A 26,156-nucleotide genomic window follows, 5' to 3' on the forward strand; every position below is an offset into this window, starting at 1 on the left:
CGCGCGCGGGAGGAGCGGCGCCCATCGAGAACTGTTACGCTTACGGAAACAGCGACGACATGGAATCCGTCGTGCGGTATGACATAAAAAGGACATATTATGCGGCTGGATGTACGCACCGCCTGTTCCCTAGGTTTGCTTCTTTTCGCTCACTGGGCTGTCGCCGATCAGCCGCTCGAGCTTTTTGCTTCTCCTGCACCACCCTATCAGTATGCCGCAGGTGGAACGGTTCAAGGCTCCACCGTTGAGGCCCTCCAATGCGCGCTCAAAGATTCTCCGTGGCGCCCACGCATTCACATGGTGCCGCAGCGCCGGGCGATCCATTCCCTGGAGCGAGGCACCATCGACGGCTACCTCGGCATGGCCGCTTCCGACGAGCTGGATCGCCATGCTGTGATCAGTGCGCCACTTGCGCTGGAAAAATGGTACCTGTATTCGAAGAAGCCCGTCTCGAGCCTGAGCGACATCCGCATCGGCAGCGTCGCAGGCAGTAACGAGGCCACCTGGCTGCAACGTCAAGGTTACCAAGCGGCGATGCAGGTCTCCTCGCTGGACCAGCTTGTGGCCCTGGTCGAACGGGGACGAATCGATGGGCTGGTCATCGATCAGCGAGTAATGGATGCGTACTTCGAAAGCGACGAAAAGCTTCAGCCTGCACCGGATCTCACCATGCAGTTCGTCCGCTTTGCACCTCTGGGCCTGTATCTGGGCAACAATTTCGTCAACGCCCATCCGGGCTTTTTACACACCTTCAATACCCGTCTGGACAGCTGCGTAACCTCGGGTTTCCAGTTGGAGTCTCACGAGCTCAGCGAGCTTCATAGGCAGACCAATAACCTCCTGAAGAGTCTTCAGCAGCACGTGGATCTGGAAGACGCTTTAAACCGTTCCGACAACAGTTACACCCTGGCTGAAATACTGATGATCGATCAGCTCTGGCAGCACTCCCTGACGAACAAGCCGACAGAGGAAGCCATAACCATCGCGGCCCGCCCGGCATCCCATGCTCTGAAAAAATGGCAAGCCAAACACGAAGGACGTATCTCTGAAATGATGCTAATGGACGACCAAGGGGCGCTGGTGGCGATAAGCCAACATACTAGCGATTTCTGGCAGGGTGACGAACCCAAATTCCGCGAAGTGGTTGCCCAGGTTGGAGACGAGTTGTTCATTGGTCCGGTCCGCTTCGATGCCTCATCGCAGCGTTTTCAAGTGACCGCCTCAAAAGCCATCTTCGACGACCGAAGCGGCGAACTTATTGGCGCTATCGCCGTCGGAGTGGATATTGAAAAAGCGCTGTCCGGACTGCAATAGACCCCGTCTGGACTGAGCAGCCCTCACCTGCGGGCATTCGTCTGACTAAATACGGTTACGGCGGTCCAACCTCACAGGCCAGCACCAGCGCCCAGAACTCCGAGAAATCATTCACCACCACATCGGGCTTGTGCGGATGGCGATGGGTGCCGGGAAAGATGTTCTGCAGCCAGGGCAAGTCCCAGAGCGCACCATTGAAGAAGACGCCAGTCATGCCCGCTCGCTTGGCGGCGATGATGTCGGTGGTGCTGTCACCCACGTACCAAACGCTCGGCCCCACAGGGTATTTCAGGTTTTCGGTCGCGAGGATCAACTGATCCGGGTGGGGTTTGCGTAAAGGCGTATCGTCCCCGCAGACTTCCGTGTCGAACAGGTGCTGCCAGCCGGTACCCTCCACCGCCGCCAGTTCGTGCTCGAAGAATTCGCGGTCACGGTTGGTGATCACGCCCACCTGGATGCCGAGCTGACGCAGGCCGTCCAGCATCTGGCTAACTCGCGGCTCGAACGCGGACACATTGCCGTAGTGATTGCGGTAATGTCGGTTGAAGGCCTTGTGGGCGACCGCTTTGGCGTCCTCGTCGTCGCCGAACAGGACCTCGAAGATGTCGGTGCGGGAGATCTTGCGGTCCGCCATGACTTTAGGATGCAACTGGGAGAACTCCCGGACGTAGGCCACCAGTTTGGCGTCTTCCGGGGTCTTACTGTCTTCCGGCTCGAGCATCCGATCCATCAGGCCAAGCTCGCGGAACTCCGGCAGCATGTCGTCGACGGCGTGGTACATCGCATCCAGCGTATCCACCAGGGTGGCGTGCCAGTCGAACAGGATCACCTCCGGACGGATCAGCTTGGCCGCCGCCGGGTGCCAGTCGGGCTCCTGGCGTGGCTCAGGCGGCTTAGGCGGCGGAAAGGCCGGCGGTCGCACTTCGTCCACCGGGCGCTTGAAGGTCCCTTCCGGGAAAGCGGCCAGCTCATCCATCAGCTGCTCGAAGCTCTCGATAATGAGGGTTGGCCGGTCGTGCTTGCGAAACCAGCTCTCGATCCGGTGATGCTCCCAGGCGGCGCCGTTGTAAAACACGGGCGTCACGCCAGCATTGTTGGCGGTCACCATATCGGTATAACCATCGCCCACGTACCAAATGTCGGCACCCGGCTGAAGACCCAGCTTGCGGGTTCCGCTGACCAGCACTTCGGGGTCGGGCTTGTAGTGCACCACGTCATCCGCACAGATGGTGGCGTCGAACAACTCGCGCCAACGGCCGTCTTCCAGAGTTTCTAGTTCGGTGTTGAGAAATTCCCGGTTGCGGTTAGTCGCCACCACCAGCTTGATCCCCAGGTCACGGCAGGCGCGAACGTACTGGTAAACACCCTCTTGGAAAGGCTTTACCTGACCGAAATACTTGCGATAACACTGATTGTAGGCGTGGTGGGCAATAGACTTGGCTTGCCGGTTGTCGCCGAAAATCGCGTTGAAGATATCTGTGCGGGATACCCGGCGTTCGGCCAGAATGCGCGGATGTAGGCGGCGGAAGATACGGATGTAGCGCACGAGGCGGGCGTCGTCGGCGTTGTTACAGTCATCCTCGGGCAACAAATGCTCGACCAGCCCGAGATCTTCCAACTGCGGCAGCATGTCCTCCATGGCGCTGAACATGGCGTCGTGGGTGTCCACTAGCGTGCCGTGCCAGTCGAAAAGCATGGCCGCGGGTACGGCCAGTCCGTCGTCACGAGTCCGCAATGGCGAGCCTCCTTGCCGGTGAACATGAATGTGGGGCGGATAATAATTACTGTAAAAATAGCCGGTTTTATTGCGGCTTACCTGCCGATTCCACATCGGTGATACGTCCGTCACGGAAAGTCACGATCCGGCGGAACTGGTTGCTGCCGAATTCGTACATCCACTCCTCCACGGGATAAACGCCCTGGAGACCACTGCGCCGTTCGGAATAGCGGGAATACGCGTCCGACGCTACCCAGGTGACCCGCTTGGACAGCGGTTCGCCACAGCGCCTGACCACCTCGAATTCGCTCATGCCCTCGTTGAGTACACGGGGATTGCAGTCGCCCGCGGCGCCGGGCAGGAAACCGTAACCCAGGCTGTCCTCGCTCTGTAGCCGGCCATTGCGAAAAACCAGCCGACGGATGAAGCTGCTGGGCCCGGGGTTGTAGTACCAGTGCTCGACGGTCTGAACAATGCCGATACCGGGCAGCGACGCCTCGGGGTAAACGGCCACGTAGTCGGGCTCGCCACAGCGCTCCTCCACCTCGACCGGCCAGTCGCCTTCATCCACCAGTCCGGTGCCGCAGCGAAAGGCAGCTTGACCCAGGCTCGGCAGCAAGGCCAGCAACAGCACCGCGAATAAGCGCATAGGTCGATCCTTGCAGAACATGAGATCCTCACAGCATAGTCCATCGCCGGGATCGTTAGTTCCTATACAACGCGTCCTAATGCCCTTGAACACGAGTGACCCTTAACAAAAATTCGTCGCCTGCCAGAGCCCGTCTAGTTAAGAAAAATTGCCACCATCACCGGGATATAGGCCAGCGCGAACAGCGTGCTCAGCAGGGTTGTCCCTGCGGCCTGGCGTGGCGAGGCCTCCAATAATGTCGCAATCACCACCGTATTCGCGGCAATCGGCGTGATCGATACCAGGAAGATCGCGCGGTAGACCGCATCGCCGTAAAACCCCAGCCATTGGCTGTCTATCCACCAGAACAGCAGCGCTACCACCGGCCAGACCACGAACTTGCCGAAAAAGGCGAGGGCGGTAAAACGCACATTGCCCATAAGACCGCGGAAGTTGAGGATGCTCATACCCACGATCATCATGCCAAGGATGCTGTAGGCGCCGCGCAGATTGTCGAAAAGCGGCACGAACACCTCGGGAATGCCAACGCCGTTCAGATTGAGGGCGACACCCAGCAGGAAGGCATAAATAGAAGGCAGGCGAGCGACACGTTTAAGGCAGTCCCGGGCACTGTATTGGCCGCGCCCCGCCAGATAGTAACCCACCGAGTTTTCGAATAGCGTCGTGCCCAACATGCACACGATGTAGAGGGCCAGCCCCTTCTCGCCGAATAGAAGAAGCGCCACAGGTATCCCAAAATAGCCCGTATTGCCCGTCCCCACCGCCAGCGGGATGATACTGGCGCTACCGTCCGTCAGCACGCGCTTGCCGATCCAGAGATGGAGCAGACTAATGCCGGTACAGAATCCGAAGACAATCGCCGGCATCAGCAGTACTTCCGGCGACAGCGGCGCCGCCATTACCCCGGAGAAGATGACGGAGGGCGTGACGATGTAAAGCATGATGCCCGCAATATGACGGCCGCTGGCCTCCAGGTAGCGTCCGGCAACCCACCCGAGGGCTACCGTCACATACAGTGGCAGCAGTTTGACGAACAACGACAGGACAATAGCCATTGGGGCGGGCCAACCTCTGGAGAAAAGCAGTGGATCACAGCATGTTGCTTGCAGGTGGCATAGCATAGAGCATGTTGATCCTCCAGCCACGCTCTGTTCCGGGAATACCGCAATGTTTTCGACGCGTTACCTGCTCGTCAGCCTGCTGATGTCTGTGCTGTCGCTTTCCGCCAATGCGGACACCCTGCCCGCCCCGGACAGCGTCGAGCCGAAAACCCGGGCTTTCATGCAGCAGGTCGCCGATGGCCGGGTCGCCGAGGCCTACAGCGGTCTGGCGCCCTACCTGGGCGTCTCGCGGGAGCCGTTCGATGCCTCGGCCAGGGAAGCCGACAGCTATTTCCGGAAAGTTCACGACCGCGCCGGCAAAACCCTGGACACGGTCCGGGTCAGGCGCGAGGCCATCGACGACCATTTCTACCGGGAAACCTGGCTGCAGAAATTTTCCGAGGCTGCCATGGCTTGGCAGTTCACCTTCTACCGGGCCACCGACGGCTGGAAACTGGTCGGTGTCAGTTACACCACAGATATTGAATCGCTCTATAGCCTTTATTAAAAAACCCACATTCATAGCTCAGCACTATACATCACTCGGTAACCCATTCAGGCAAACTACGTTATACTACGCGGCCTCCGGGAGTATGGCGCCCATCCGAGCGGTCAACGCCGCCCACGATTGCGCACGTGGGAGTCATCGTTTTGGCGTCCACTTTAATACCTGACTATTTTACTCTGATATTGTACAATTCTCCCCTAGATGACCCTCCTATAAGAAGAAACGCGGGCGCCAACGGAGCCGTAGCCGAAAAAACGGAACCCTCTGTAGCATCCGCAAAACAACGTTGGGCCAAAGAATTCGGACAGGCCGCTGGCCAAAAACGTCCCCGAGATAAACCGAGCCTCAGAGCTCGCACATGAATAACCTGCACTTGAGAGAGACGGAGCGACGATCATGGCGAACACCGACAAGCAGGTGAACGAGCTGATCAAACGGGAATACGAACATGGGTTCGTAACCGAAATCGAAGCTGAAACCTTCGAACCCGGCCTGAATGAAGATGTGATCCGGCGCCTTTCCGCCATCAAGAAAGAGCCGGAATTCATGCTGGAGTGGCGCCTGAAAGCGTACCGTCGCTGGCTGGATATGGAAGAGCCGGACTGGGCGCACGTGGGCTACCCAAAGATCGACTACAACTCGATCTCCTACTACTCCGCGCCGAAAAGAAAAGAAGATATGCCGCAGAGCCTGGACGAAGTCGATCCGGAGCTGCTGAAGACCTATGAAAAGCTGGGTATCCCGCTGCACGAACGGGAAAAGCTGGCCGGCGTCGCCGTCGATGCGGTATTCGACTCGGTATCGGTCGCAACCACGTTCAAAGAGCCGTTGGCCAAAGCCGGCGTCATCTTCTGCTCGATCTCCGAGGCGATCCAGGATTACCCGGAACTGGTACAGAAGTACTTGGGTTCCGTGGTGCCGGCGGGCGACAACTTCTTCGCCGGGTTGAATTCAGCGGTCTTCTCCGATGGCACCTTCGTCTACATTCCGAAGGGCGTGCGCTGCCCCATGGAGCTGTCGACCTATTTCCGCATCAACGCGGCCAACACCGGTCAGTTCGAACGTACACTGATCATCGCCGAAGAAGGCAGCCACGTCAGCTACCTGGAAGGCTGCACCGCGCCGATGCGGGACGAAAACCAGCTCCACGCGGCAGTGGTTGAACTGGTCGCCCTGGACGACGCGCAGATCAAGTACTCCACTGTGCAGAACTGGTATCCCGGCGACGAAGACGGCAAGGGTGGGATATTCAACTTCGTGACCAAGCGCGGTGCCTGCATCGGCAAGAATTCCAAGATTTCCTGGACTCAGGTTGAAACCGGTTCCGCCGTCACCTGGAAGTATCCCAGCTGTGTGCTGCGCGGCGAGAACAGCGTCGGCGAGTTTTACTCCGTGGCGCTGACCAACAACTACCAGCAGGCCGACACCGGCACCAAGATGATCCACCTGGGCAAGAACACCTCCAGCACGATCATCTCTAAGGGTATTTCCGCCGGTCGCTCCAGCAATGCCTATCGCGGGCTGGTGCGTTTCGGACCGGGCGCCGAGGGCGCGCGCAACTTTACCCAGTGCGACTCCCTGCTGATCGGCGACCAATGCGCCGCCCACACGTTCCCGTACATCGAGAGCAAGAACAAGGGCGCCATCGTCGAGCACGAGGCCACCACCTCCAAGGTCAGCGACGAGCAGATGTTCCTCTGCCGCCAGCGCGGCATCGATCCGGAACAGGCGGTCTCCATGATCGTCAACGGCTTCTGCAAGGAAGTGTTCAAGGAGCTGCCGATGGAGTTCGCGGTGGAAGCCGGCAAACTGCTGGAAGTCAGCCTTGAAGGGTCAGTCGGCTAATAACGGCTAAGAAGTAAGACCGCGACGGGATACACGGTTTACACGTTTACAGAATCAAGACGAGAGAGAACGCAATCCATGCTGAGCATCCGAAACCTGCACGCCTCCGTCGAAGGCAAGGAAATCCTCAAAGGGATTAACCTGGAGATCAATCCCGGCGAAGTTCACGCCATTATGGGCCCCAATGGCTCGGGCAAGAGCACGCTTTCCGCGGTGCTGGCGGGAAATGAAACCTTCGAGGTCACCGAAGGTGAAATCCTGCTGGACGGCAAGGATCTGCTCGAACTGGAAACCGAGGAACGCGCACGCGAAGGCATCTTTCTCGCGTTCCAGTATCCGGTGGAGATTCCGGGTGTCAGCAACCTGCAGTTCCTGCGCACCGCCGTCAACGCCATGCGTACCCATCGTGGCGAGGACGAGCTCAGCGCGGTCGATTTCATGAAGCTGGCCAAGGAAACCTCCAAACAGGTGGACCTGGACCCGGATTTCCTCAAGCGCGGCGTCAATGAAGGCTTCTCCGGCGGTGAGAAGAAGCGCAACGAGATCCTCCAGGCCCTGCTGCTGGAACCGCGCCTGGCGATTCTCGACGAAACCGACTCCGGCCTGGACATCGACGCGCTAAAAGTGGTCGCCGATGGCGTCAACGCCCTGCGCTCGCCGGACCGCGCCGTACTGATGGTCACCCATTACCAGCGCCTGCTGAATCACATCGTGCCGGATCACGTGCACGTGCTGGCGGGCGGCAAGATCGTCAAGTCCGGCGGCCGTGAACTGGCGCTGGAACTGGAAGAACGCGGTTACGGCTGGCTCGGTATTAAAGACGCCGACGAAGCCGAGGCGAGCTAAGGGGTGGTTATGATGAAAGCAGCACCAACCCTTGCCGGCGCCTTTCTCGAAGCGGCAGACAGCAAGCTGCCGGAGCCGTTGCGCGCTCTGCGGGCCCAGCGCGGAAACGCCCTGGTGGATATGCCGCTGCCGACGCGCAAGACCGAGAACTGGAAGTACTCCAGCCGCTACCTCAAGCTGACGGACGAACTGGCGGCGGCGCTGCCTGCCGGCCGCAAGTCCGGCCCGGCCCTGGCGGTGGACGGCTACCATGTGGTGATCCACAACGGCGTCGTGGTGCCGGAAGCCAGCGACTTCCCGGATGTGGACGGCATCAGCATCAGCAGCTTTGCCGACCTGGACGACAGCACCGCCCAGAAGTTGGCCGAGCGCCTGGATAACACGCTGGACAACAACGCCGTGCAAATGGCGCGTCTGAATACCGCGCGCTTCGAGGACGGTCTTTATATCCGCCTGGAAAAAGGCGCTGTACTGGATCGCCCGCTGTTCGTGATCTGCGAAACCGATGCCGAAGCCAGCGGCTCGGTCTATCCGCGCATTTACTTGGATGCAGCCACCAACAGTCAGATGACCCTGGTGGAAGAATACATTTCCACGGGCGAGCAACAGGCACTCGTGGATGCAGTCACCGAATTCAGTCTGGCGGATGGCGCGAACATCACCAGCGTGCGCCTGTCGCTGGAAGGCGAAAACACCTATCACATCGGCGCCACCGGCGCGCGATTGCTGGGTCATGCCCGGCTGGACAGCCACTGCGTCGGTTTCGGGGGGCCGCTACGCCGGCACGACCTGCAGGTTCGCCTGGAAGAGTCCGGCGCCAACTGCCGCCTCAATGGCGTGGTCGTCACCCAGGGCAAGCAGCACTACGACAACCACACCACCATTGAGCACGTGGCACCACACTGCGACAGCGAGGAAACCTATCGCAACATCGCGGCGGACGAGTCCCATGCCATTTTCAATGGCCGCATCCATATCCATAAGGATGCGCAGAAATCCAACGCCAACATGAGCAACAAGAACCTGTTGCTCTCCACCGGTGCGGAAATCGATACCAAACCGGAACTGGAAATCTACGCGGACGACGTCAAGTGTGCCCACGGGGCGACTGTCGGCCAGCTTGACGACACCGCGCTGTTCTACTTGGTGTCTCGGGGCATTGACCGTCGCGAAGCCCATACCCTGCTGAGCATGGCGTTTATCAACGAACTGATCGAACAGATCCCGGTCGAAGCGGTACGGGAGACCGTTCAAGCACGACTCAACCGGTTTATCGAACAGACGTTCGAAGGAGCCTGAAATCGATGACGGATCTTGCGGCAGCCAAGAAAACCCTGGATGTGAATGCCATTCGCAAGGACTTCCCGATTCTGTCCCAGACAGTGAATGGCAAACCTCTGGTGTATCTGGATAACGGCGCATCGGCGCAGAAGCCGGTCGCCGTGCTGGACGCTATGGAGCGCTATTTCCGCGAGTGCCACTCCAATGTGCACCGTGGCGCTCATACCCTGGGCGACCGGGCCACCGCGGCTTTCGAAGGCGCCCGCGAAACCGTCCGCAACTTTATCAACGCCCGCAGCACCCGGGAAATCGTCTGGACCCGCGGTACCACCGAGGCCATTAATGTGGTGGCCAACGGCTTGGCTTCGCGCCTGCAGCCCGGCGACGAGATTCTGGTTAGCATGATGGAGCACCACGCCAACATCGTGCCCTGGCAAATGGTGGCCGAGCGCACCGGCGCCACCATCAAGCCAATCCAGGTGACGCCCCAGGGCGAGCTAGATATGGAGGCGTTCGACAGCCTGCTGACTGACAAGGCCAAGGTGCTGGCGGTCACTCACGTGTCCAACGTGCTGGGTACGGTCAATCCCATTAAGGAGCTGATCGCCAAGGCAAAAGCCAAAGGCCTGATCACCCTGATCGATGGCGCGCAGGCGGTACCCCATTATCGTCCGGATATGCAGGCGCTGGACTGCGACTTCTACGCCTTCTCCGGCCACAAACTGTTCGGCCCCACCGGCATCGGCGTGCTTTATGGCCGCGAATCGATGCTGGAGGATATTCCGCCGTTTATGGGCGGTGGCGAGATGATCGAGCGGGTAACCTTCGACAAGACCACATGGAACACCCTGCCCTACAAGTTCGAGGCTGGCACACCGCCGATTGCCGAAGCCGTCGGGCTGGGCGCTGCGATTGACTATGTTGAGGGCCTTGGCCGCGACGCGCTGGAAACGGCGGAACAGACCCTGTTACAGCGGGCCAACGAGCTGGTGAAAACCGTACCGGGCATGAGCGTGATTGGCACCGCGGCGCACAAAGTGCCGGTACTGTCCTTTAAAATCGACGGCTTGCACCCCAGTGATATAGGGACGCTGCTGGATCAGCAAGGCATCGCGATCCGCACCGGTCACCACTGTGCCATGCCGCTGATGGACTTCTATAGCGTGCCGGGCACCGCGCGAGCGTCCTTTGCGTTCTACAACACACTGGATGAAGTGGAGCAATTCTTCGCGGCCCTACACAAAATCCAGCGCTTGTTTGCCGAATAACGCGATTGAAGCCTGTCGTTAACTGAACTGTTCTCGCTGGTTGATTGGCTGGTTTGATTAATTGGAGATGAATGATGACGGCTGAAACTTTTTCCCCAACGGTCGGCGTGACGATGACCCCTGCGGCCGTTGCTCATGTGCGTAAGCAGCTCAACAACAAACCGGACGCCCGGGGTATCCGCCTGGCGATCCGCAAGAGCGGTTGTTCCGGATTTATGTACGAGACCGAGTGGGTCACCGAGCAGGGCGATGACGATGCCGTGTTCACCGTGGACAATGTCGACGTCTACGTCGAGCGCAAGCATCTGGCCGTCGTCAACGGCACGGAGATCGACTTCATCCGCGAAGGCCTGAACTCCATGTTCCATTTCCGCAATCCCAACGCCACCGCCGAGTGCGGTTGCGGCGAGAGCTTCTCCATCTCCTGAATAAACGCAACGCGAGGTGAATCCGATCCATGGCTGAACGCGAAGTTGTCCTGACCAAGCGCGAAGTAGAAGCACGGCTGGTACCTTCCGGGACCGAAATCATGATCCCGTCGGATGCCTTCGTGACCATCACCCAGTCGCTGGGCGGGACGTTCACCGTGGCCGTCAATGGCAACCTCGCGCGGATTGAGGGCCACGATGCCGACGCCCTTGGCAAGGAGCCGCCTCAGAGCAGCTACGAGACGCCCGAAGACGGCACGATCAACGAAAGCCAGGTCTGGGAAGCGATGCGTGGCTGCTACGACCCGGAGATCCCGGTGAACGTGGTGGAGCTCGGACTGATTTACGAATGCCAGGTGAGCAACGACGCCGATAACGGCAATCGGGTTTATATCAAGATGACGCTGACCGCCGCCGGATGCGGCATGGGTCCGGTCATTACCGACGACGTGAAGCGCAAGGTCGAGCACGTGCCCAATGTGGACAAGGTGACGGTCGAACTGACCTTCGATCCACCCTGGAACAACGAGATGTTGTCCGACGAGGCGAAGCTTGAGCTTGGGATGCTGTAAGCTTCGGAACTTGCACACGCCCATCTGATGGGGTTCACTTGCGTTCACCACATCCTAAGAGAATCGGACCCGACGAAACGTTATGACAGCTGCAGCCCAACAGTTCCTCGACAACCCCCTCGGCCAGGGCGTCACGCTCGATGACGTCCATGAAGCCTTCGAATTCCTGGACGACTGGGAAGAGCGCTACGCTTACATCATCGATCTGGGTAAGCAGTTACCGGCGTTTCCCGAGGAAGAAAAGGTCGAGGGGAACTATGTACACGGCTGCCAGAGCCAGGTGTGGCTGATCCACTACCTGGACCCTGAGAGCGGTCGCCTATTCCTGCTGATCGAAAGCGACGCGATGATCGTCCGCGGTCTGGCCGCCATTATCCTGATCGCCATCAATGGCAGGGAACCGAGAGATCTACTGGGCGTGGATATAGATGAGCTGTTCGAGAAGCTGGATCTGTTTCGCCACATCTCGCCCACACGCGGCAACGGCCTGCGCGCCATGATGGGCAAGATCCGGGATATTGCGGCGAAGGAAGCGGCCTGAGCCGCGCCTGACGGTCCGGCTATCCAGCTTGCAACCCTTACCAAATAATCGCGATATCATCCCGCTGCAAGTTATTTAGCCTACCCACTTGCGGCATCAATCCGCTGCTGAAATCCGGGTACACGTGATTCACGGTCATGCTAATTTCTGCATCACGCAACTCCGGTGTGGCTTGCGGCGAATCGAAGAAACGGTAGCTGCGATAAAGATGCAGCTCGTCCCCCGGACGCAAACCTGAAGTCGCGCCCGATGCCAGGTACACCTGCTGGCCTTCCACTCGGGTAATGCGCGTCATGAATGGCTGGCACGCTAAGGCCCGGTTCACCGAATGGCTCATTTCCTTCACGGTTTGCGCTACCGCTTTGCCGTACTCAGTACGGTCGAAGGCGCTTGAGCCAAAACCGGTTTTTTCGGTCATATCCGTATCCCACTTGGCGCTGGTCACGAAGCGTTTCTGATACACCGGTGAGCCGCTAAAACCATCGTATACCATCAGGTCGGCGACAAATTGCCGCTCCTGATTGGCCATACCCAAACCGCGCTGCATACGATCAAGAATGGAAGTCCCCCAGGCTTCCGGATCGGACATACGCATATCGCGGATAACCCCGGTGACCACAAACTGCACATCCAGCTCCCGGGCCACCTGAATGACATTGGTCAGACTGTTGTCGAAGCGCTGTTGTGTCGGCGCGTTAAGCAGATCGGGGAACATTTGCACTTGAGTGGCGTTGAAGATTTCCAGGTCACCGGTCTGGCTAAGCTGCATCTGCAGCTTTTGCGGCAGCACCGCGCCGGCATCGCTCACGCGGCCCATACGGGTGTGATCGGTATCGAGAATAGGGAATCCGGTAACGGCCACCCGCTTGCGCATACGTGCCGCATCCCGGGCTGCGCACTGCTGGGACGCCGACATCTCCGCCTCGACCGTCAAGCGCAGCAGGTTGCCGCTGCGGTGTTCTTCGATCACCCGAACCTGACGCGCCCGTGCCTGGGAGGCCACGGTCAACCGGGAATCGGTGAGCACGCCGTTTTCCATAGTGTCCTGACTGGCCACATGGGCTTCGTACTGCAGCGCCGCATCGCGCAGGGCCGCATTACGGGCCTCGGCACGGGCCGCATCGACGTTGCCGTTATCGATCATCGCGATACCGGTACCCTTCACCCAGGCCGCAGAGGCCCCAGTGCCGATCAGCAAAGAGAGGACCATCAGGCTCAGTCGCAATATTAATTTCATAGCGGGCATGCAGTTTACCGGTTACTCAAGATAGTAGAGTGAGTCCACGCTCTCGCTGTGGACGTCGCCTCGGCTGTCATCCCCCGTCGGCATGGGGATCGGACAACGCTCACGCACTTCGCGGTCATCGGACGTGGCCACACAAGCCCGGAAGCGCGGCTCTAGCCTAAGCTCCATCACTGACTCCACGACGCCGTCACTGTGCTCGTTAACAGCCACGACCTTGGCCCCGCGGATATAGCTATCCACATAGGCGCGGAAGTTGTCGCTGTGCAGCACGAAATCGTTCACCGTGGAGCTACCGTAGACCACCGTGCCATAGACACGCTCGGCCAACGCGCGATAGGCATCCAGCTTGGACGCACGACGAGCCAACAGGCGCTTGCGGGTATCCAGGCGATCGTTACTGGCATTCTCGTAGGTACCAAACCCGCTGACCCGAACAACGATGGGCTCCAACCGTTCGGAATCGATCTGCGACTGTTGCTGGGACTGGTTGGCACAACCGGCAAGTCCCGCCGCGAGCAGGCACAGGGTGATGGCAAAACGCTTCATGTAAGTTCTCCGGCGAATACGCTCGTTTGCCTCTCACCATGAAAAAATCAGGCCATAACCGCTAACACCCTGTTTAGCCGGCAGAAACCTCATTCTAGGTGAGCGAAACCCTAAACCACCGAAGCCAAGCGCCAAAAACCCGGCAAACATTCTCCGCTCCAATCCCGCGACCCCGATACATCGAGCAACATTTATGCGACGGGCCGTAACCGTGACCAAACAGTAACGGCCGATTCCCTGCTTTATAGTCGGTCGTTAGCGCCCAGAACCGCCTCGATAGCCGGTCCGCGCAGTGTAGTTACCCCTGCTGGGGACTCGACAGTATTTGAACAAACGGAGAACGCATTCGATGATGAAATCCCGCCTTATCCTGGCCATCGGCCTGGTGGCTGCTGCCAGCCAAGTCACCGCCGGCCCGCAGAGCTTCACCACCGCCCGTTCGTTCGCCATGGGAGGCACCGGCGTTGCGACGGCTCATCCGGCATCCGCAAGCACCGCCAACCCGGCCATGATGGCCATGAAGCAGCACGGCTGGGCCGACGACTTCGGGCTGATCCTGCCCTCGGTCAATGCCCGTGTGGCCGATGAAGAGGAAGTCGTCAACCAGATCGACGACATTCAGGACACGATCGATCAGCTCGATGCGCAAATCGACGCTAGAAATGACAGCGGTATCCGCGATAGTGCCGGCAGATTGGGAGACCAACTCGAGGAACTCAATCGTGACACGATGCGTGTCGACGCGGGTGTGGGTCTAAGCCTGGCCGTACCAACCTCGAAACTTTCCATAGGCGTATTCACCGCTGGAAGCCTTCGCGCTACCGCTCGCGGCAACGTTTCGGAAGACGACCTTGCCCTACTCGAGAGCTTTGAGATCGACCCGGACGAAGCCGAAAAATTCGACAACATTGGCGACGTACTTGACTCCAACGGCGTCATTATTGCGGCGGCCTATGCCGAAGTAGGCCTCAGCCTGGCCAAGGCCTTCGAGCTGAGTAACGACAACATCCTGTCGGTAGGCATCTCTCCCAAGTATGTCGAACTGCGTACGTTTGAATACATGCAGGAAGTCAGCGACTTCGAGGACGACGACTTCGATGCCGACGAATACCAAACCGAGAAGAGCGGCTTCAACGCCGATCTAGGTGCCGCCTACAGCTTCGGTGAGACCCAGAAATGGACTGCCGGCCTGGCTGTACGCAACATCGTCCCCATGGAACTGGACTCCCAGTCAGGCCGTACTTTCGAGCTGGACCCGAAAGTCACCGCGGGTATTGCCCACGCCGGCAACATGCATGTGATCACCGCCGAGCTGGATCTGACCGAAAACAAAGCCTTCGGCTACGAGGACGATACGCAGTGGGCCGCCCTGGGTGCCGAGTTCGACGTTTTCCGTGCGGTACAGCTGCGTGGCGGCATTCGCCAGAACCTGTCCAGCAACGATAACAACGACGGCATTGAAGAAAAGACCCAACTGACCTTCGGTGTCGGCCTGTCGCCGTTCGGCGCGCACCTGGAGATTTCCGGGCTCGTCAGCGATGCGGACGTAGGTGGCGCTATCGAGCTGGGCGCAGCCTTCTAAAGTCTCCTGAATAAGGAGCTATCCAGAGCTCCGGTCGAAGCGGATGGCGGTTCTCGCTGAAGTAGGGACAGGACGTCCCCAAGGAGCCTCTGAGCAAGTCCTGGATGCCTTCTGGCGCTCAGAGCGATTCGCAATCGAGGCGCGACTTAGCAGGAATACCGGGTGTCTTCCAAGAAGTCGCAACGCGGAGTGCGGATCGCTCTGAGCGCCCCTCTGGGCCATGCCTGAAGCCAGCACCTGCGGCGTTGCGGCTTTTGCCAAGGGCTACGGCCATTGCCGGCAAGCCGCGCCTTGCACCTGCTGGCTTCAGGCTTGGCAAAAGGCACCCAGGACTTGCTCAGAGGCTCCCCAATTGGCTGGCCAGGGATGGCCATCCAATTTGGCGCAAGCGAGGATCGCCATACGCTTCAGCCCTCCAAGATTCTGCATACCAGCAAACAAAACCCAATTTGCCTCCCTTCTCCCTGATCCCGATAATCGACTGAATAACGACGCTTTTCGGACCAGGATTATTCCATGCAAATCTATCTCGTCGGCGGTGCCGTCCGCGACGCTCTGCTCGGCCGGGCTATCAAGGACCGCGACTGGGTTGTGGTGGGCGCCACACCTGAAGCAATGAAAGCGAAAGGCTTCCGCCAGGTTGGCGCAGACTTCCCCGTCTTTTTGCACCCGCAAACCCACGAGGAATACGCCCTGGCCCGCACCGAGCGCAAGCACGGCCACGGATACCATGGTTTCGAGGTCCACAGCACGCCGGGCGTTACTCTCGAAGACGACCTGCGCCGCCGGGATCTGACCATCAACGCCATGGCGCAAGCCGAAGATGGCCGTCTCGTCGACCCTTTCGGCGGCCAGCAGGACCTTGAGCAACGGCTGCTGCGCCATGTGTCTCCGGCGTTTGCCGAAGATCCCCTGCGCATCTTGCGCGTCGCCCGCTTCGCCGCTCGCCTGGGCCCGCTAGGTTTCAGCGTTGCGCCGGAAACCCAGGCTTTGATGCAGCACATGGTGACCTCCGGCGAGGTAGGTTACCTCGTGCCCGAGCGCATCTGGCAGGAAACTCAGCGCGCCCTGCTTGAAACCGAGCCGACCACCTATTTCCGGGTTCTTCATGCCTGCGGTGCCTTATCCAAGTTAATCCCTCCGCTGGCGACGCTACTTGATGTAAACGATAATCCGCCGCCTCTCAAAGCCCTAACCAACGCCAGTCAGCACAGCAACAGCTCCGCGGTGCGATATGCCGCCCTGTTGGGAGGGCTGGATAGCGCTTTCGGAGTGGATGCCCTATCCCAGTCTCTGCGCGCGCCCAACGACTGTCAGGCCCTAGCTTCGCTGGTAGCGACAACGGCGGACGACCTACTGGGCGAGGCGAAAGAAGATGCCGGTTTGCTAATGGCGGTGCTGGATCGCAGTGATGCCTGGCGGCGGCCCGAACGCTTCGAGGATTTATTGACCGCAACGGACGCTCTGGGCGAGGCCACCGGCAGACAGCTCGCAAGCGGGCAGATCAGGCAAGCGCTGGTGGCAGCTCGCGCCGTCGATCCGCAGGCCCTGATGGCCCAGGGCCACAAAGGTAAAGCACTGGGCGACGCCATCCGCCGTACCCGAAGGGCGCGTATTGGGTCCGTACTCGAACAAAGCGCTGCAGGAGAGAACCATGACTGATTCGCCCGTCGCTCTGATTACAGGCGCGGCTCATCGTCTGGGCGCTGCCACCGCACGGCGCTTACACCTACGGGGTTTTCGCGTACTGATCCACTACCGGTCACGTCAAGCTGAGGCCCAGAGCCTTGCCGACGAGCTGAACCAGGATCGCGCGGAATCCGCCGCTATCCTGCAGGCGGACCTTGCCGACACGGACAGCGTCAAGCGACTGGCGAAAGACGCGTGCCGGCATTGGCGTCGACTCGACACACTGATCAACAATGCGTCGGTGTTCTACCCCACACCCACTTCCGAGGCCCGGATAGACGACTGGTCGCAGATGATGGACACCAACCTGCGCGCGCCTTTCCTGCTGGGTCAGGCCTGTCTTGAGAGCCTCCAGACCAGCCGGGGTTCGATCGTCAACCTGATCGACATCTACGCCGAGCGCCCTCTGGGCAACCATCCGATCTACTGCGCCAGTAAGGCGGGATTGGCTATGTTGACGCGGGCCTGGGCTAAGGACTTGGGCCCGGACGTGCGGGTTAACGGCGTTTCTCCTGGCGCCATTCTCTGGCCGGAGGACGAAAGCGCCGTAGAAAACAGTCACCGCGACCAGATTCTAGCCGCCACGTCGCTCAAACGTGTGGGTTCGGCCGAGGATATTGCCGGAGCCATTGCCTACCTGGTTTGCGACGCCCCTTATATCACCGGCCATATACTGCCGGTAGACGGCGGCCGTAGCCTTAATATCTAGTGTGCCTAAAACACAAGATCGTGGCCTGTCCGGGCTTCCGGACAACGAAAACGAGCTGATTCATATACAATGCCTGCATACTCAACTGAGGGAGTTATCATTATGCGCGACGTCGTTATTGCTGCTGCCCGTCGTACCGCGGTCGGTACTTTTGGAGGCGGCCTTTCCAGCCTGCGGGCAGATCAACTCGGAACCGCCGTCATCAAGGCGCTGCTGGACGAGACCGGTATCGTCGGCGACCAGGTCGACGAGGTTATCCTGGGCCAGGTCCTGACCGCCGGTTGCGGCCAGAACCCGGCGCGCCAAGCTTCTATTCACGCAGGCCTGCCCTCCGGCGTCCCAGCCATGACCATCAACAAGGTTTGCGGTTCCGGCCTCAAGGCGGTGCATATGGCGCTGCAATCCATCCGTTGCGGCGACGCCGACCTGATCATCGCTGGCGGCCAGGAGAGCATGAGCCAGGCCCCCCACGTGCTGCCCAACAGCCGCACCGGCCAGCGCATGGGTGACTGGAAGCTGCTCGACACCATGGTCCACGATGGCCTGTGGGACGCGTTCAATGGCTACCACATGGGCATGACCGCGGAGAACATCGTCGCCGAATTCGACATCTCCCGCGAAGAGCAGGACTACTTCGCCGCCGCGTCCCAGCAGAAGGCGGTTGCAGCGCAGAAAGCGGGCTACTTCGACAGCCAGATCGTGCCCATCACCATTCCCCAGCGTAAAGGCGACCCGATTACCATCGATCGTGACGAAGGCCCCCGCGACGGCGTGACGGGCGACGGCCTGGCCAAGCTGAAACCAGCCTTCAAGCCGGATGGCACGGTCACCGCCGGCAATGCGTCGTCCCTTAACGATGGCGCCGCGGCTGTGATCGTCTGCTCCGCCGAAAAAGCGCAGGAATTGGGTCTGACGCCGCTGGCCACCATTCGTGCCCACGCCAGCGCCGGGGTCGATCCGCAAATCATGGGCACCGGGCCGATTCCCGCCACGCAGCGCTGCCTGGAGCGGGCCGGCTGGAGCGCCGACGACCTGGACCTGATCGAAGCCAACGAGGCCTTCGCCGCTCAGGCGATTTCCGTCAATCGTAAGCTGGGGTGGGATACCGACAAGGTGAACGTCAACGGCGGCGCCATCGCCCTGGGCCACCCCATCGGCGCCTCCGGCTGCCGCGTACTGGTCACCCTGCTGCACGAAATGCAGCGCCGTCACGCCAAGAAAGGCCTGGCCACACTCTGCATCGGCGGCGGCATGGGCGTTGCCCTGGCTGTCGAGCGCTAAACAAGACTACCGTGGTCGCGAGCTTAATGGCTCGCAGGCCACGGCGCCTTTAAGACCCCAAACCGGGGTTGGTCTAATCCGCGTTAACCAACACATCAATCAACTGTGCCGCGGCTTCACGCATCGCCGGTACATGAGCTTGCAGCTCGTCCAAGCCGCAATTGAGATCGGCGCTCGTGGTTATCCGGGAGTAAGGCAGTCCCGGTGCCAGCGACGATGTCACCCTTAACGCTGGCCTCATTGCAGGTCGGCCGCTTCTTACCCATCGCATCAGAAGCCGCACACCCATCGCTCGTTAGCCGCAAAAAAGTGCAGTTTTCTAACTAAATCATCAAATGATCTGGAGTATCGGGCTGTGTAAAGCCATTATGTACGGTTCGACATACCGGGTTTGGCTTCGAGGATCACTCCAACTCGGATAGGATAGGCAACTTAATAACGCTTTAAAGCTACAGCGGCTACGCTGAAACCATCGACATCCAAACGGAGAACTCTATAGATGAAACTAGGCATCCCAAGAGAATGTCAGGCCGGGGAGCATCGGGTCGCTGCGACCCCGGCATCCGTCGCCAAGCTCATAAAACTCGGCCATGACGTTATCGTTGAAACCGGCGCGGGAGAAGCAGCGAAGTACGACGACGACGCTTACCGACAGGCTGGCGCTCAAATCGCTGAAAATGCGGAAGCGCTGTGGTCGGGCGCAGAATTCATACTCAAGGTAAGGCCGCCGACCTATGGCGCGAACGGCGATGGGGATGAAGTCAGTCTTCTCCAGAACAACACCCATATCCTCAGCTTCCTCTGGCCGGCCCAGAATCCGGAACTGCTCGATGCCCTGGCCGCCAAGAATGTCACGGCGTTTTCCATCGACGCCCTACCACGCATCAGCCGGGCGCAGAAAATGGATGCCCTCAGCGCTATGGGCAACATCGCCGGCTATCGTGCGGTGGTTGAGGCCGCCAATCACTTCGGCCGTTTCTTCACGGGGCAAGTGACTGCGGCGGGTAAGGTCCAGCCGGCCAAAGTCATGGTCATCGGTGCTGGCGTCGCAGGTCTCGCCGCCATTGGGGCTGCTCGCAGCATGGGCGCCATCGTCCGAGCTTTTGACACGCGTCTGGAAGTAAAAGAGCAGGTCGAAAGCATGGGCGCTGAATTCCTCGAACTGGATTTCGAGGAAGACGGCAGTGGTAGCGGCGGCTATGCCAAGCAGATGAGCCAGGAATTCATCGATGCGGAAATGGCCCTGTTCGCCGAACAAGCCCGTGACGTGGACATCATCATCACCACTGCACTGATACCCGGCAAACCCGCTCCGCGCCTGATCAGTGCCGATATGGCGCGCAGCATGAAACCCGGTAGCGTCATCGTCGATCTCGCTGCGGAGCGGGGCGGCAACTGCGAGCTGACCCAGGCCAACGAGGTGGTGATCGACAACAATGTCAGCATCGTCGGCTATACCGACCTTCCCAGCCGGATGGCCAGCGTCTCCAGCGATCTCTACGCCACGAACCTGACTCACCTGGTGAGCGAACTGACCCCGGAAAAAGACGGCCAGGTCCAGATCAACATGGAGGACACCGTGATTCGCGGCGTCACCGTAACCCATCAGGGCGAAGTGACATGGCCGCCGCCCCAGCCGGAACAACCCGCGCCACGTCCAGCTAAACCTAAAGCGGAACCCGAAGTAGAAACCGAGGAAACCCGGCGCCGCAAAGGGCGGGTCAAATCCTTCTGGAAAGGCGGGTTGCTTGTGGTCACCGCAGCAGCGCTATATGGCGTGGGCGCTTATGCACCGCAGAGCTTCCTGTCTCACTTCACGGTATTCGTGCTGGCCTGCTTCATCGGCTGGCAGGTGATCTGGAACGTCACAGCGTCCCTGCACACCCCCCTCATGAGCGTGACCAACGCCATCAGCGGAATCATTGTGATCGGCGCCATACTGCACTTGGCGCAGGCGCAGAATGTGGTGATCGGCATCCTTGCGTTTATCGCTGTGCTGATTGCCAGTATCAATGTTGGTGGGGGCTTCCGGGTCACCTATCGCATGCTCAAGATGTTTCATAAATAAGGAGTGCGACCATGTCTCAAGGATTGATTACTGTTGCCTATGTGGTTGCCAGCATTCTCTTTATCCTTAGCCTCGGCGGCCTGAGCCACCAGGAAACTGCCCGGCGCGGCAACATCTACGGCGTTGTCGGCATCCTGATCGCCGTAGTCGCCACGCTCGCCGGCACCCTGGACCAGGGTTGGATCGCCACCGCGTTGGCGATCGTGATTGGTGCCGGCGTCGGCATTACCATCGCCAATCGCGTGGAAATGACCCAGATGCCACAACTGGTGGCCCTGCTCCATAGCTTTGTGGGGCTCGCCGCAGTCCTGGTCGGCTTTGCCGGCTATGTGGAACCACTGGTTACCACCACCGGTACCGAGCACACCATCAAACTGGTCGAAGTATTCATCGGGATATTTGTCGGTGCCGTCACCTTCACCGGGTCACTGGTGGCCTGCGGCAAGCTTGACGGTCGTATCGATAGCAAGGCGCTCACGTTGCCGGGCCGCCACCTGATGAATCTCGCACTGGTTGGCTTGTGCCTGGCGTTGGGGGCTTGGTTCCTCGGCACAGATAGCGTGGTTCAGGGCCTCTTCGCGCTGACTATCATGACGGTATTGGCCTCGGTATTGGGCATCCACCTGATCATGGCCATCGGCGGGGCCGACATGCCCGTCGTCGTATCCATGCTCAACAGCTACTCGGGATGGGCCGCCGCGGCAATCGGCTTCATGCTGGGCAACGACTTGCTGATCGTCGTCGGCGCACTGGTCGGGAGTAGCGGCGCTATCCTCAGCTATATCATGTGTAAGGCGATGAATCGGTCGTTCGTTAGCGTCATCCTTGGCGGTTTCGGTCAGACGAGTAGTAGCTCCGCTGTAGCCGAAGGCGATCAAACAGTGCAGGAAACCAACATCGACGAGGTCTGCGAGGAGCTGCGCAATGCCGATTCGGTCATCATTGCTCCGGGCTACGGCATGGCGGTTGCTCAGGCGCAGAATGCCATCAGCGAGATCACCCAGCGCCTGCGCAAGCGGGGTGTCAATGTGCGTTTCGCTATCCATCCGGTCGCGGGCCGGCTCCCCGGCCACATGAACGTACTGTTGGCCGAGGCTCACGTGCCCTACGACATCGTGCTGGAGATGGATGAGATCAACGAGGACTTCGCCGATACCGACGTGGTTCTAGTCATCGGCGCCAACGACACGGTCAACCCCAGCGCGGCAGAAGATCCGAGCAGCCCGATTGCGGGTATGCCGGTATTGGAAGTCTGGAAAGCGCGGCGCGTAATCGTCCTGAAACGGGGGATGTCCACTGGCTACTCTGGTGTGGAGAACCCGCTTTTCTTCAAAGACAATACGCAGATGCTGTTTGGCGATGCCAAGGACAGTACCGACCGCATCATGGGCGGCTTGTCCAACGACTGACCCTTGAAGGGCTAACCCGAAAACCCTGCCGCTAAAGGCGCGACCAGACGGTCATCCAAGCCTTTAGCGGCAGCTTCGCGTTCCTTAACACCCGCCCTGAAAACCGGTCTGACGCCAGGCTTCATAGCAAACCACTGCCACCGCATTCGACAGATTAAGGCTGCGGGAGGTATTGCACATCGGCAAACGCAGAGCCCGCTCGATGGCGGGACCTTCCCGGATATCCGCAGGCAGACCCGCCGTCTCACTACCGAACAACAGCGCATCGCCCGCTTGAAACTGCACATCGCTGTAGTGGGTATTGGCTTTGGTCGTCAACGCAAAGATGCGTCGGTCGGGGTGCCGGTCAAGGAAGTTATCGAAATTCGGATAACGGCTCACATTGGCCAGATCGTGGTAGTCCAACCCTGCCCGCCGCAACTTGCGCTCCTCAAAATCAAAACCCAGCGGTTCTATTAGATGCAGGCGAAAGCCGGTATTGGCCGCCAGGCGGATGATGTTGCCGGTATTCGGCGCAATTTGAGGTTCGTGCAAAACGATATGGAACATGACGGGTTTAATTCATCGGGCGGAGGGAGGAAAAAGGCGGGAACGCGGGACCGACATTTATCGCCGGCCCCATCAAGTGCTCGACCCGTTAAGGGCTGATCAATGCTTCGGCTCTTCTTCGGCAGCCTGGCCTGCCGCTTCGTCCTGTTGACGCTTCAACGCCTGAGCATAGATCGCATCGAAGTTCACCGGCGCCAGCATCAGTCCCGGGAAGCTGCCCTTGTTGACAATGGTGTCAATGGATTCGCGAGCGTAGGGAAACAGGATGGTCGGACAGTAGGCGCCCAACATCTGACCAAGCTGCGGCCCTTCGATACCTTTCACCAAGAACACACCCGCCTGCTGGATCTCTACGATGTAAGCAACTTTCTCTTCCATCTTCGCCGTGATGGTTAGGGACAGCACGACTTCGTATTGGTTGTCGCTGATCTTATTGTGGGCCGTATTCAAGTCCAGGTTAACCTGAGGCTTCCACTGCTCCTGGAATACCGCTGGTGAGTTGGGAGACTCGAAAGACAGATCTTTGATATAGATACGCTGCAGCGCAAATTGCGGTTGGTTTGCGTTTTCGCCGCCTGCGGCCTGCTGGTTTTCAGCCATGTTCAATCCTTCCGATTCTATTCTGAGAGCACCGCGGTGCCTTTTCTTTTATAGTTGCGGGTGACGATAGAGACGCCACTATACCCGCTGCCCGATTCTATCGATGTGAAACAGTGCGCCAACTGCGCGGCAAATTCAACCGAAGCCCGGACTGCCACGCCAAACGCGTTTACTTCTTCTTCAGCGGCAGGTTGCTGCCTTTCCACTCGGAAATACCGCCGGCCAGACGAACGACGTTCTCGTAGCCATCCGTATTGAGCTGCTTCACGGCAGCGGCTGCATGCTGGCCCATCTTGTCCGCGACGATGATCTGCTTGTCCTTGTGCTTCTTCAGCTCGCCATGGCGATCCTTGAGCGCACTGAGGGGAATGTGGATCGAGCCGACGATGTGCCCCTCGGCAAAGTCCTTTCGCTCACGGATGTCCACTACGATCGCCTCGTCGCGGTTGATCAACGTAATCGCTGCCTGCGGACTGACTTTCTTGCCGCCGCGCCGGGTTTCCAGAAGGATCAGCCCAATCAGCAGCACCGCGAAGATCGAGACCAGAATGTAATGATTGACGATAAACTCAAAAGCTCTTTCCATTGGACAACCTGCTGCAGCCTGCGAACGATTAGGAACCTCCGATTAAGCCTGATGGCCGCGCTGCAAGCCTATAGGGGCTCGCCGATAGGCTGAATCGGAGGTTCCTTGGATGCGCGATTATACACACCCGCCGCCAGCGACAGAAGGCGCGGTCCATAGCCTGAAAAGTCGAAAGCAGGTAGACTCGAACACATTCATTTTCAACTCGATTCGGACCGAACGATGACAGCGACGCGAAAGACGACTGCACTGATTATTCTCGACGGCTGGGGCCACCGCGATCCCTCTGACGACAATGCCATCAGCAATGCCAACACCCCCTTCTGGGACAAGATTTGGCAGGAGCAGCCGAAGACGCTGATCAACACCTCCGGCATGTTCGTCGGCTTGCCCCAGGGCCAGATGGGCAACTCCGAAGTCGGTCACATGAACCTGGGCGCCGGCCGCGTTGTTTATCAAAGCCTGACCCGTATCGACAAAGACATCGAGGAAGGCACGTTCTCCGACAACAAAGCGCTGTGCGACGCCATCGACAAGGCGGTCGCCAACGGCAAAGCGGTCCACCTGCTGGGTTTGCTCTCGCCGGGCGGCGTCCATTGCCACGAAGACCACATCCTCGCCGCCACCGAAATCGCCAAAGCTCGCGGCGCCACGACAATCTACGTCCATGGGTTCCTCGACGGCCGGGACATGCCACCGCGTAGCGCCGAGCCGTCGTTGAAGAAGGCTGACGCCAAACTGCGGGAACTGGGCGTAGGTCGCGTCGCCTCCATCGTCGGCCGCTACTTTGCCATGGACCGGGATAATCGCTGGGATCGCGTGGAAGCCGCCTACAACCTGCTGACGACTGGCGAAGCCGAATTCGTCTCCGACAGCCCGGTCGAAGCGTTGCACGCCGCTTACGAACGTGGCGAGAACGACGAGTTCGTCAAGGCGACCCGCATCCAGGCCGAGGGCGAACCGGATGGCACCATTAACGACGGCGACAGCGTCATTTTCATGAACTTCCGCGCCGATCGTGCCCGGGAAATGACCCGGTGCTTCGTCGAGGACGACTTCGACGGCTTCAAGCGCACCAAGCGGCCAGCTCTGGCCGAGTTCGTGATGCTCACCGAATACTCCGCCGATATCGATACCACGTGCGCCTATCCGCCCGAAAAGCTGGTCAACAGCTTGGGCGAGTACATGGAAAAATTGGGTAGAACCCAGTTGCGTATCGCTGAAACCGAAAAATACGCCCACGTCACCTTCTTCTTCAGCGGCGGAAGAGAAGAGCCCTATAAAGGCGAAGAGCGCATTCTGGTCCCGTCACCTCGTGTCGCCACCTACGACCTGCAGCCGGAAATGAGTGCGCCGGAAGTGACCGACAAGCTGTGTGAAGCCATCCGTAGCGGCAAGTTCGACCTGGTGGTCTGCAACTACGCCAACGGCGACATGGTCGGCCACACTGGCAGCTACGACGCCGCCGTCAAAGCTGCCGAATGCATTGACCAATGCCTGACGAAGATCGCCGAGGCGCTGGATGATGCGGACGGCCAGGCCCTGATTACAGCCGACCACGGCAACTGCGAGCAAATGACCGACCCAAAATCCGGTCAGGTGCACACCGCACACACCACGGGCCCCGTGCCCCTGGTTTACCTGGGCAAGAGCGCAGTCAACTTCAAGGACGACGGCGCTCTGAGCGATGTAGCCCCTTCCCTGCTCACACTGATGCAGCTGGATCAGCCGGCAGAAATGGACGGCCACTCCCTGATCGAGCTGGATTAAACCTCTCCGGGTTAAGGCGATATAGCGTGATCCATGCGGCTAACCGGCAGTG

24 protein-coding genes are annotated in these 26,156 nt (G+C 59.4%); 16 read left to right on the plus strand and 8 right to left on the minus strand.

Features of this window, described 5'->3' with window-relative positions:
• Nucleotides 1-99: 99 nt before the first annotated feature.
• Nucleotides 100-1,314: a transporter substrate-binding domain-containing protein gene (locus FXO11_RS16740; protein ID WP_148864094.1), complete on the plus strand. Its 1,215-nt coding sequence runs from the start codon at nt 100-102 to the stop codon at nt 1,312-1,314.
• A 55-nt stretch (nt 1,315-1,369) separates the two neighbouring features.
• On the opposite strand, the gene FXO11_RS16745 is transcribed toward FXO11_RS16740, so the two are convergent.
• The 3 genes from FXO11_RS16745 to FXO11_RS16755 all read right to left on the minus strand — a co-directional run bounded on the left by FXO11_RS16745 (nt 1,370) and on the right by FXO11_RS16755 (nt 4,735).
• Nucleotides 1,370-3,010 (minus strand): HAD family hydrolase, encoded by a 1,641-nt coding sequence (locus FXO11_RS16745; RefSeq protein ID WP_148864959.1) that lies wholly within the window; start codon nt 3,008-3,010, stop codon nt 1,370-1,372.
• Between the two features lie 106 nt (nt 3,011-3,116).
• Entirely contained in the window at nt 3,117-3,680 is a 564-nt protein-coding gene (locus tag FXO11_RS16750; RefSeq protein WP_148864095.1) for a DUF2845 domain-containing protein, read from the minus strand.
• Between the two features lie 134 nt (nt 3,681-3,814).
• The gene (locus FXO11_RS16755) at nt 3,815-4,735 is read right to left on the minus strand and encodes an AEC family transporter (RefSeq protein ID WP_148864096.1); all 921 of its coding nucleotides are present in this window, start codon (nt 4,733-4,735) and stop codon (nt 3,815-3,817) included.
• Between the two features lie 112 nt (nt 4,736-4,847).
• Here FXO11_RS16755 and FXO11_RS16760 point away from each other — a divergent pair, with 112 nt between their 5' ends.
• From FXO11_RS16760 to FXO11_RS16795, 8 genes are all read left to right on the plus strand, one after another.
• Nucleotides 4,848-5,288, plus strand: coding sequence for a hypothetical protein (locus FXO11_RS16760; RefSeq protein WP_148864097.1), 441 nt, complete (start codon nt 4,848-4,850; stop codon nt 5,286-5,288).
• A 396-nt stretch (nt 5,289-5,684) separates the two neighbouring features.
• Nucleotides 5,685-7,133, plus strand: coding sequence for a Fe-S cluster assembly protein SufB (sufB, locus tag FXO11_RS16765; protein ID WP_148864098.1), 1,449 nt, complete (start codon nt 5,685-5,687; stop codon nt 7,131-7,133).
• Nucleotides 7,134-7,211: 78 nt separating this feature from the next.
• Complete coding sequence (gene sufC / locus FXO11_RS16770; RefSeq protein WP_148864099.1) at nt 7,212-7,979, plus strand: Fe-S cluster assembly ATPase SufC; 768 nt, start codon at nt 7,212-7,214, stop codon at nt 7,977-7,979.
• Between the two features lie 12 nt (nt 7,980-7,991).
• Nucleotides 7,992-9,278, plus strand: coding sequence for a Fe-S cluster assembly protein SufD (gene sufD, locus FXO11_RS16775; protein ID WP_148864960.1), 1,287 nt, complete (start codon nt 7,992-7,994; stop codon nt 9,276-9,278).
• 5 nt (nt 9,279-9,283) lie between these two features.
• Nucleotides 9,284-10,528 (plus strand): aminotransferase class V-fold PLP-dependent enzyme, encoded by a 1,245-nt coding sequence (locus FXO11_RS16780; RefSeq protein ID WP_148864100.1) that lies wholly within the window; start codon nt 9,284-9,286, stop codon nt 10,526-10,528.
• A gap of 74 nt (nt 10,529-10,602) precedes the next feature.
• Entirely contained in the window at nt 10,603-10,956 is a 354-nt protein-coding gene (locus FXO11_RS16785) for a HesB/IscA family protein (RefSeq protein WP_148864961.1), read from the plus strand.
• 29 nt (nt 10,957-10,985) lie between these two features.
• Nucleotides 10,986-11,528 carry a putative Fe-S cluster assembly protein SufT gene (gene sufT / locus FXO11_RS16790; protein ID WP_148864101.1) on the plus strand — a complete coding sequence of 181 codons (543 nt, stop codon included), beginning with the start codon at nt 10,986-10,988 and terminating at the stop codon, nt 11,526-11,528.
• An 82-nt stretch (nt 11,529-11,610) separates the two neighbouring features.
• Entirely contained in the window at nt 11,611-12,069 is a 459-nt protein-coding gene (locus tag FXO11_RS16795) for a SufE family protein (RefSeq protein ID WP_148864102.1), read from the plus strand.
• 37 nt (nt 12,070-12,106) lie between these two features.
• Here FXO11_RS16795 and FXO11_RS16800 read toward each other — a convergent pair whose 3' ends face one another.
• Together FXO11_RS16800 and FXO11_RS16805 are read right to left on the minus strand one after the other, a co-directional pair.
• Nucleotides 12,107-13,315: a flagellar assembly protein T N-terminal domain-containing protein gene (locus FXO11_RS16800; protein WP_227545947.1), complete on the minus strand. Its 1,209-nt coding sequence runs from the start codon at nt 13,313-13,315 to the stop codon at nt 12,107-12,109.
• A gap of 12 nt (nt 13,316-13,327) precedes the next feature.
• Nucleotides 13,328-13,861: an LPP20 family lipoprotein gene (locus FXO11_RS16805; protein WP_148864103.1), complete on the minus strand. Its 534-nt coding sequence runs from the start codon at nt 13,859-13,861 to the stop codon at nt 13,328-13,330.
• Between the two features lie 349 nt (nt 13,862-14,210).
• Between FXO11_RS16805 and traF the strand changes: the two genes are divergently transcribed.
• From traF to pntB, 6 genes are all read left to right on the plus strand, one after another.
• Nucleotides 14,211-15,443: a conjugal transfer protein TraF gene (gene traF, locus FXO11_RS16810; protein ID WP_148864104.1), complete on the plus strand. Its 1,233-nt coding sequence runs from the start codon at nt 14,211-14,213 to the stop codon at nt 15,441-15,443.
• Nucleotides 15,444-15,959: 516 nt separating this feature from the next.
• On the plus strand, nt 15,960-17,105 hold the full coding sequence (locus FXO11_RS16815) for a multifunctional CCA tRNA nucleotidyl transferase/2'3'-cyclic phosphodiesterase/2'nucleotidase/phosphatase (protein ID WP_148864105.1): 1,146 nt from the start codon (nt 15,960-15,962) through the stop codon (nt 17,103-17,105).
• Nucleotides 17,098-17,841, plus strand: a complete 744-nt coding sequence (locus tag FXO11_RS16820) for a pteridine reductase (protein WP_148864106.1) — start codon at nt 17,098-17,100, stop codon at nt 17,839-17,841. The genes FXO11_RS16815 and FXO11_RS16820 overlap by 8 nt, the downstream gene beginning before the upstream one ends.
• A 102-nt stretch (nt 17,842-17,943) precedes the next feature.
• Nucleotides 17,944-19,122, plus strand: coding sequence for an acetyl-CoA C-acetyltransferase (locus tag FXO11_RS16825; RefSeq protein WP_148864107.1), 1,179 nt, complete (start codon nt 17,944-17,946; stop codon nt 19,120-19,122).
• Between the two features lie 499 nt (nt 19,123-19,621).
• Entirely contained in the window at nt 19,622-21,190 is a 1,569-nt protein-coding gene (locus FXO11_RS16830; protein ID WP_148864108.1) for a Re/Si-specific NAD(P)(+) transhydrogenase subunit alpha, read from the plus strand.
• 11 nt (nt 21,191-21,201) lie between these two features.
• On the plus strand, nt 21,202-22,599 hold the full coding sequence (gene pntB, locus FXO11_RS16835) for a Re/Si-specific NAD(P)(+) transhydrogenase subunit beta (RefSeq protein WP_148864109.1): 1,398 nt from the start codon (nt 21,202-21,204) through the stop codon (nt 22,597-22,599).
• An 84-nt stretch (nt 22,600-22,683) separates the two neighbouring features.
• Here the strand turns inward: pntB and FXO11_RS16840 are convergent, their stop codons facing one another.
• From FXO11_RS16840 to FXO11_RS16850, 3 genes are all read right to left on the minus strand, one after another.
• Nucleotides 22,684-23,148: a tRNA (cytidine(34)-2'-O)-methyltransferase gene (locus FXO11_RS16840; protein WP_148864110.1), complete on the minus strand. Its 465-nt coding sequence runs from the start codon at nt 23,146-23,148 to the stop codon at nt 22,684-22,686.
• A gap of 99 nt (nt 23,149-23,247) precedes the next feature.
• Complete coding sequence (gene secB / locus FXO11_RS16845) at nt 23,248-23,748, minus strand: protein-export chaperone SecB (RefSeq protein ID WP_148864111.1); 501 nt, start codon at nt 23,746-23,748, stop codon at nt 23,248-23,250.
• A gap of 169 nt (nt 23,749-23,917) precedes the next feature.
• Complete coding sequence (locus FXO11_RS16850) at nt 23,918-24,334, minus strand: rhodanese-like domain-containing protein (protein WP_148864112.1); 417 nt, start codon at nt 24,332-24,334, stop codon at nt 23,918-23,920.
• A 222-nt stretch (nt 24,335-24,556) separates the two neighbouring features.
• On the opposite strand from FXO11_RS16850, the gene gpmI reads away from it, so the two are divergent.
• Complete coding sequence (gene gpmI, locus FXO11_RS16855; RefSeq protein ID WP_148864113.1) at nt 24,557-26,104, plus strand: 2,3-bisphosphoglycerate-independent phosphoglycerate mutase; 1,548 nt, start codon at nt 24,557-24,559, stop codon at nt 26,102-26,104.
• Nucleotides 26,105-26,156 lie beyond the last annotated feature (52 nt).

It is taken from the genome of Marinobacter fonticola, assembly GCF_008122265.1.
Lineage (GTDB): Bacteria > Pseudomonadota > Gammaproteobacteria > Pseudomonadales > Oleiphilaceae > Marinobacter_A > Marinobacter_A fonticola.

Excerpts from the sequence above, each read along its gene's own strand:
- gpmI (WP_148864113.1), top strand. The coding sequence starts at position 24,557 with ATGACAGCGACGCGAAAGACGACTGCACTGATTATTCTCGACGGCTGG.
- sufC (WP_148864099.1), top strand. The coding sequence starts at position 7,212 with ATGCTGAGCATCCGAAACCTGCACGCCTCCGTCGAAGGCAAGGAAATC.
- FXO11_RS16785 (WP_148864961.1), top strand. The coding sequence starts at position 10,603 with ATGACGGCTGAAACTTTTTCCCCAACGGTCGGCGTGACGATGACCCCT.
- FXO11_RS16815 (WP_148864105.1), top strand. The coding sequence starts at position 15,960 with ATGCAAATCTATCTCGTCGGCGGTGCCGTCCGCGACGCTCTGCTCGGC.
- FXO11_RS16795 (WP_148864102.1), top strand. The coding sequence starts at position 11,611 with ATGACAGCTGCAGCCCAACAGTTCCTCGACAACCCCCTCGGCCAGGGC.
- FXO11_RS16750 (WP_148864095.1), bottom strand. The coding sequence starts at position 3,680 with ATGCGCTTATTCGCGGTGCTGTTGCTGGCCTTGCTGCCGAGCCTGGGT.
- pntB (WP_148864109.1), top strand. The coding sequence starts at position 21,202 with ATGTCTCAAGGATTGATTACTGTTGCCTATGTGGTTGCCAGCATTCTC.
- FXO11_RS16840 (WP_148864110.1), bottom strand. The coding sequence starts at position 23,148 with ATGTTCCATATCGTTTTGCACGAACCTCAAATTGCGCCGAATACCGGC.
- FXO11_RS16760 (WP_148864097.1), top strand. The coding sequence starts at position 4,848 with ATGTTTTCGACGCGTTACCTGCTCGTCAGCCTGCTGATGTCTGTGCTG.
- FXO11_RS16830 (WP_148864108.1), top strand. The coding sequence starts at position 19,622 with ATGAAACTAGGCATCCCAAGAGAATGTCAGGCCGGGGAGCATCGGGTC.
- FXO11_RS16850 (WP_148864112.1), bottom strand. The coding sequence starts at position 24,334 with ATGGAAAGAGCTTTTGAGTTTATCGTCAATCATTACATTCTGGTCTCG.
- FXO11_RS16820 (WP_148864106.1), top strand. The coding sequence starts at position 17,098 with ATGACTGATTCGCCCGTCGCTCTGATTACAGGCGCGGCTCATCGTCTG.
- FXO11_RS16780 (WP_148864100.1), top strand. The coding sequence starts at position 9,284 with ATGACGGATCTTGCGGCAGCCAAGAAAACCCTGGATGTGAATGCCATT.
- FXO11_RS16825 (WP_148864107.1), top strand. The coding sequence starts at position 17,944 with ATGCGCGACGTCGTTATTGCTGCTGCCCGTCGTACCGCGGTCGGTACT.
- sufT (WP_148864101.1), top strand. The coding sequence starts at position 10,986 with ATGGCTGAACGCGAAGTTGTCCTGACCAAGCGCGAAGTAGAAGCACGG.
- FXO11_RS16740 (WP_148864094.1), top strand. The coding sequence starts at position 100 with ATGCGGCTGGATGTACGCACCGCCTGTTCCCTAGGTTTGCTTCTTTTC.
- traF (WP_148864104.1), top strand. The coding sequence starts at position 14,211 with ATGATGAAATCCCGCCTTATCCTGGCCATCGGCCTGGTGGCTGCTGCC.
- sufB (WP_148864098.1), top strand. The coding sequence starts at position 5,685 with ATGGCGAACACCGACAAGCAGGTGAACGAGCTGATCAAACGGGAATAC.
- FXO11_RS16745 (WP_148864959.1), bottom strand. The coding sequence starts at position 3,010 with ATGCTTTTCGACTGGCACGGCACGCTAGTGGACACCCACGACGCCATG.
- sufD (WP_148864960.1), top strand. The coding sequence starts at position 7,992 with ATGAAAGCAGCACCAACCCTTGCCGGCGCCTTTCTCGAAGCGGCAGAC.
- FXO11_RS16755 (WP_148864096.1), bottom strand. The coding sequence starts at position 4,735 with ATGGCTATTGTCCTGTCGTTGTTCGTCAAACTGCTGCCACTGTATGTG.
- secB (WP_148864111.1), bottom strand. The coding sequence starts at position 23,748 with ATGGCTGAAAACCAGCAGGCCGCAGGCGGCGAAAACGCAAACCAACCG.
- FXO11_RS16800 (WP_227545947.1), bottom strand. The coding sequence starts at position 13,315 with ATGCCCGCTATGAAATTAATATTGCGACTGAGCCTGATGGTCCTCTCT.
- FXO11_RS16805 (WP_148864103.1), bottom strand. The coding sequence starts at position 13,861 with ATGAAGCGTTTTGCCATCACCCTGTGCCTGCTCGCGGCGGGACTTGCC.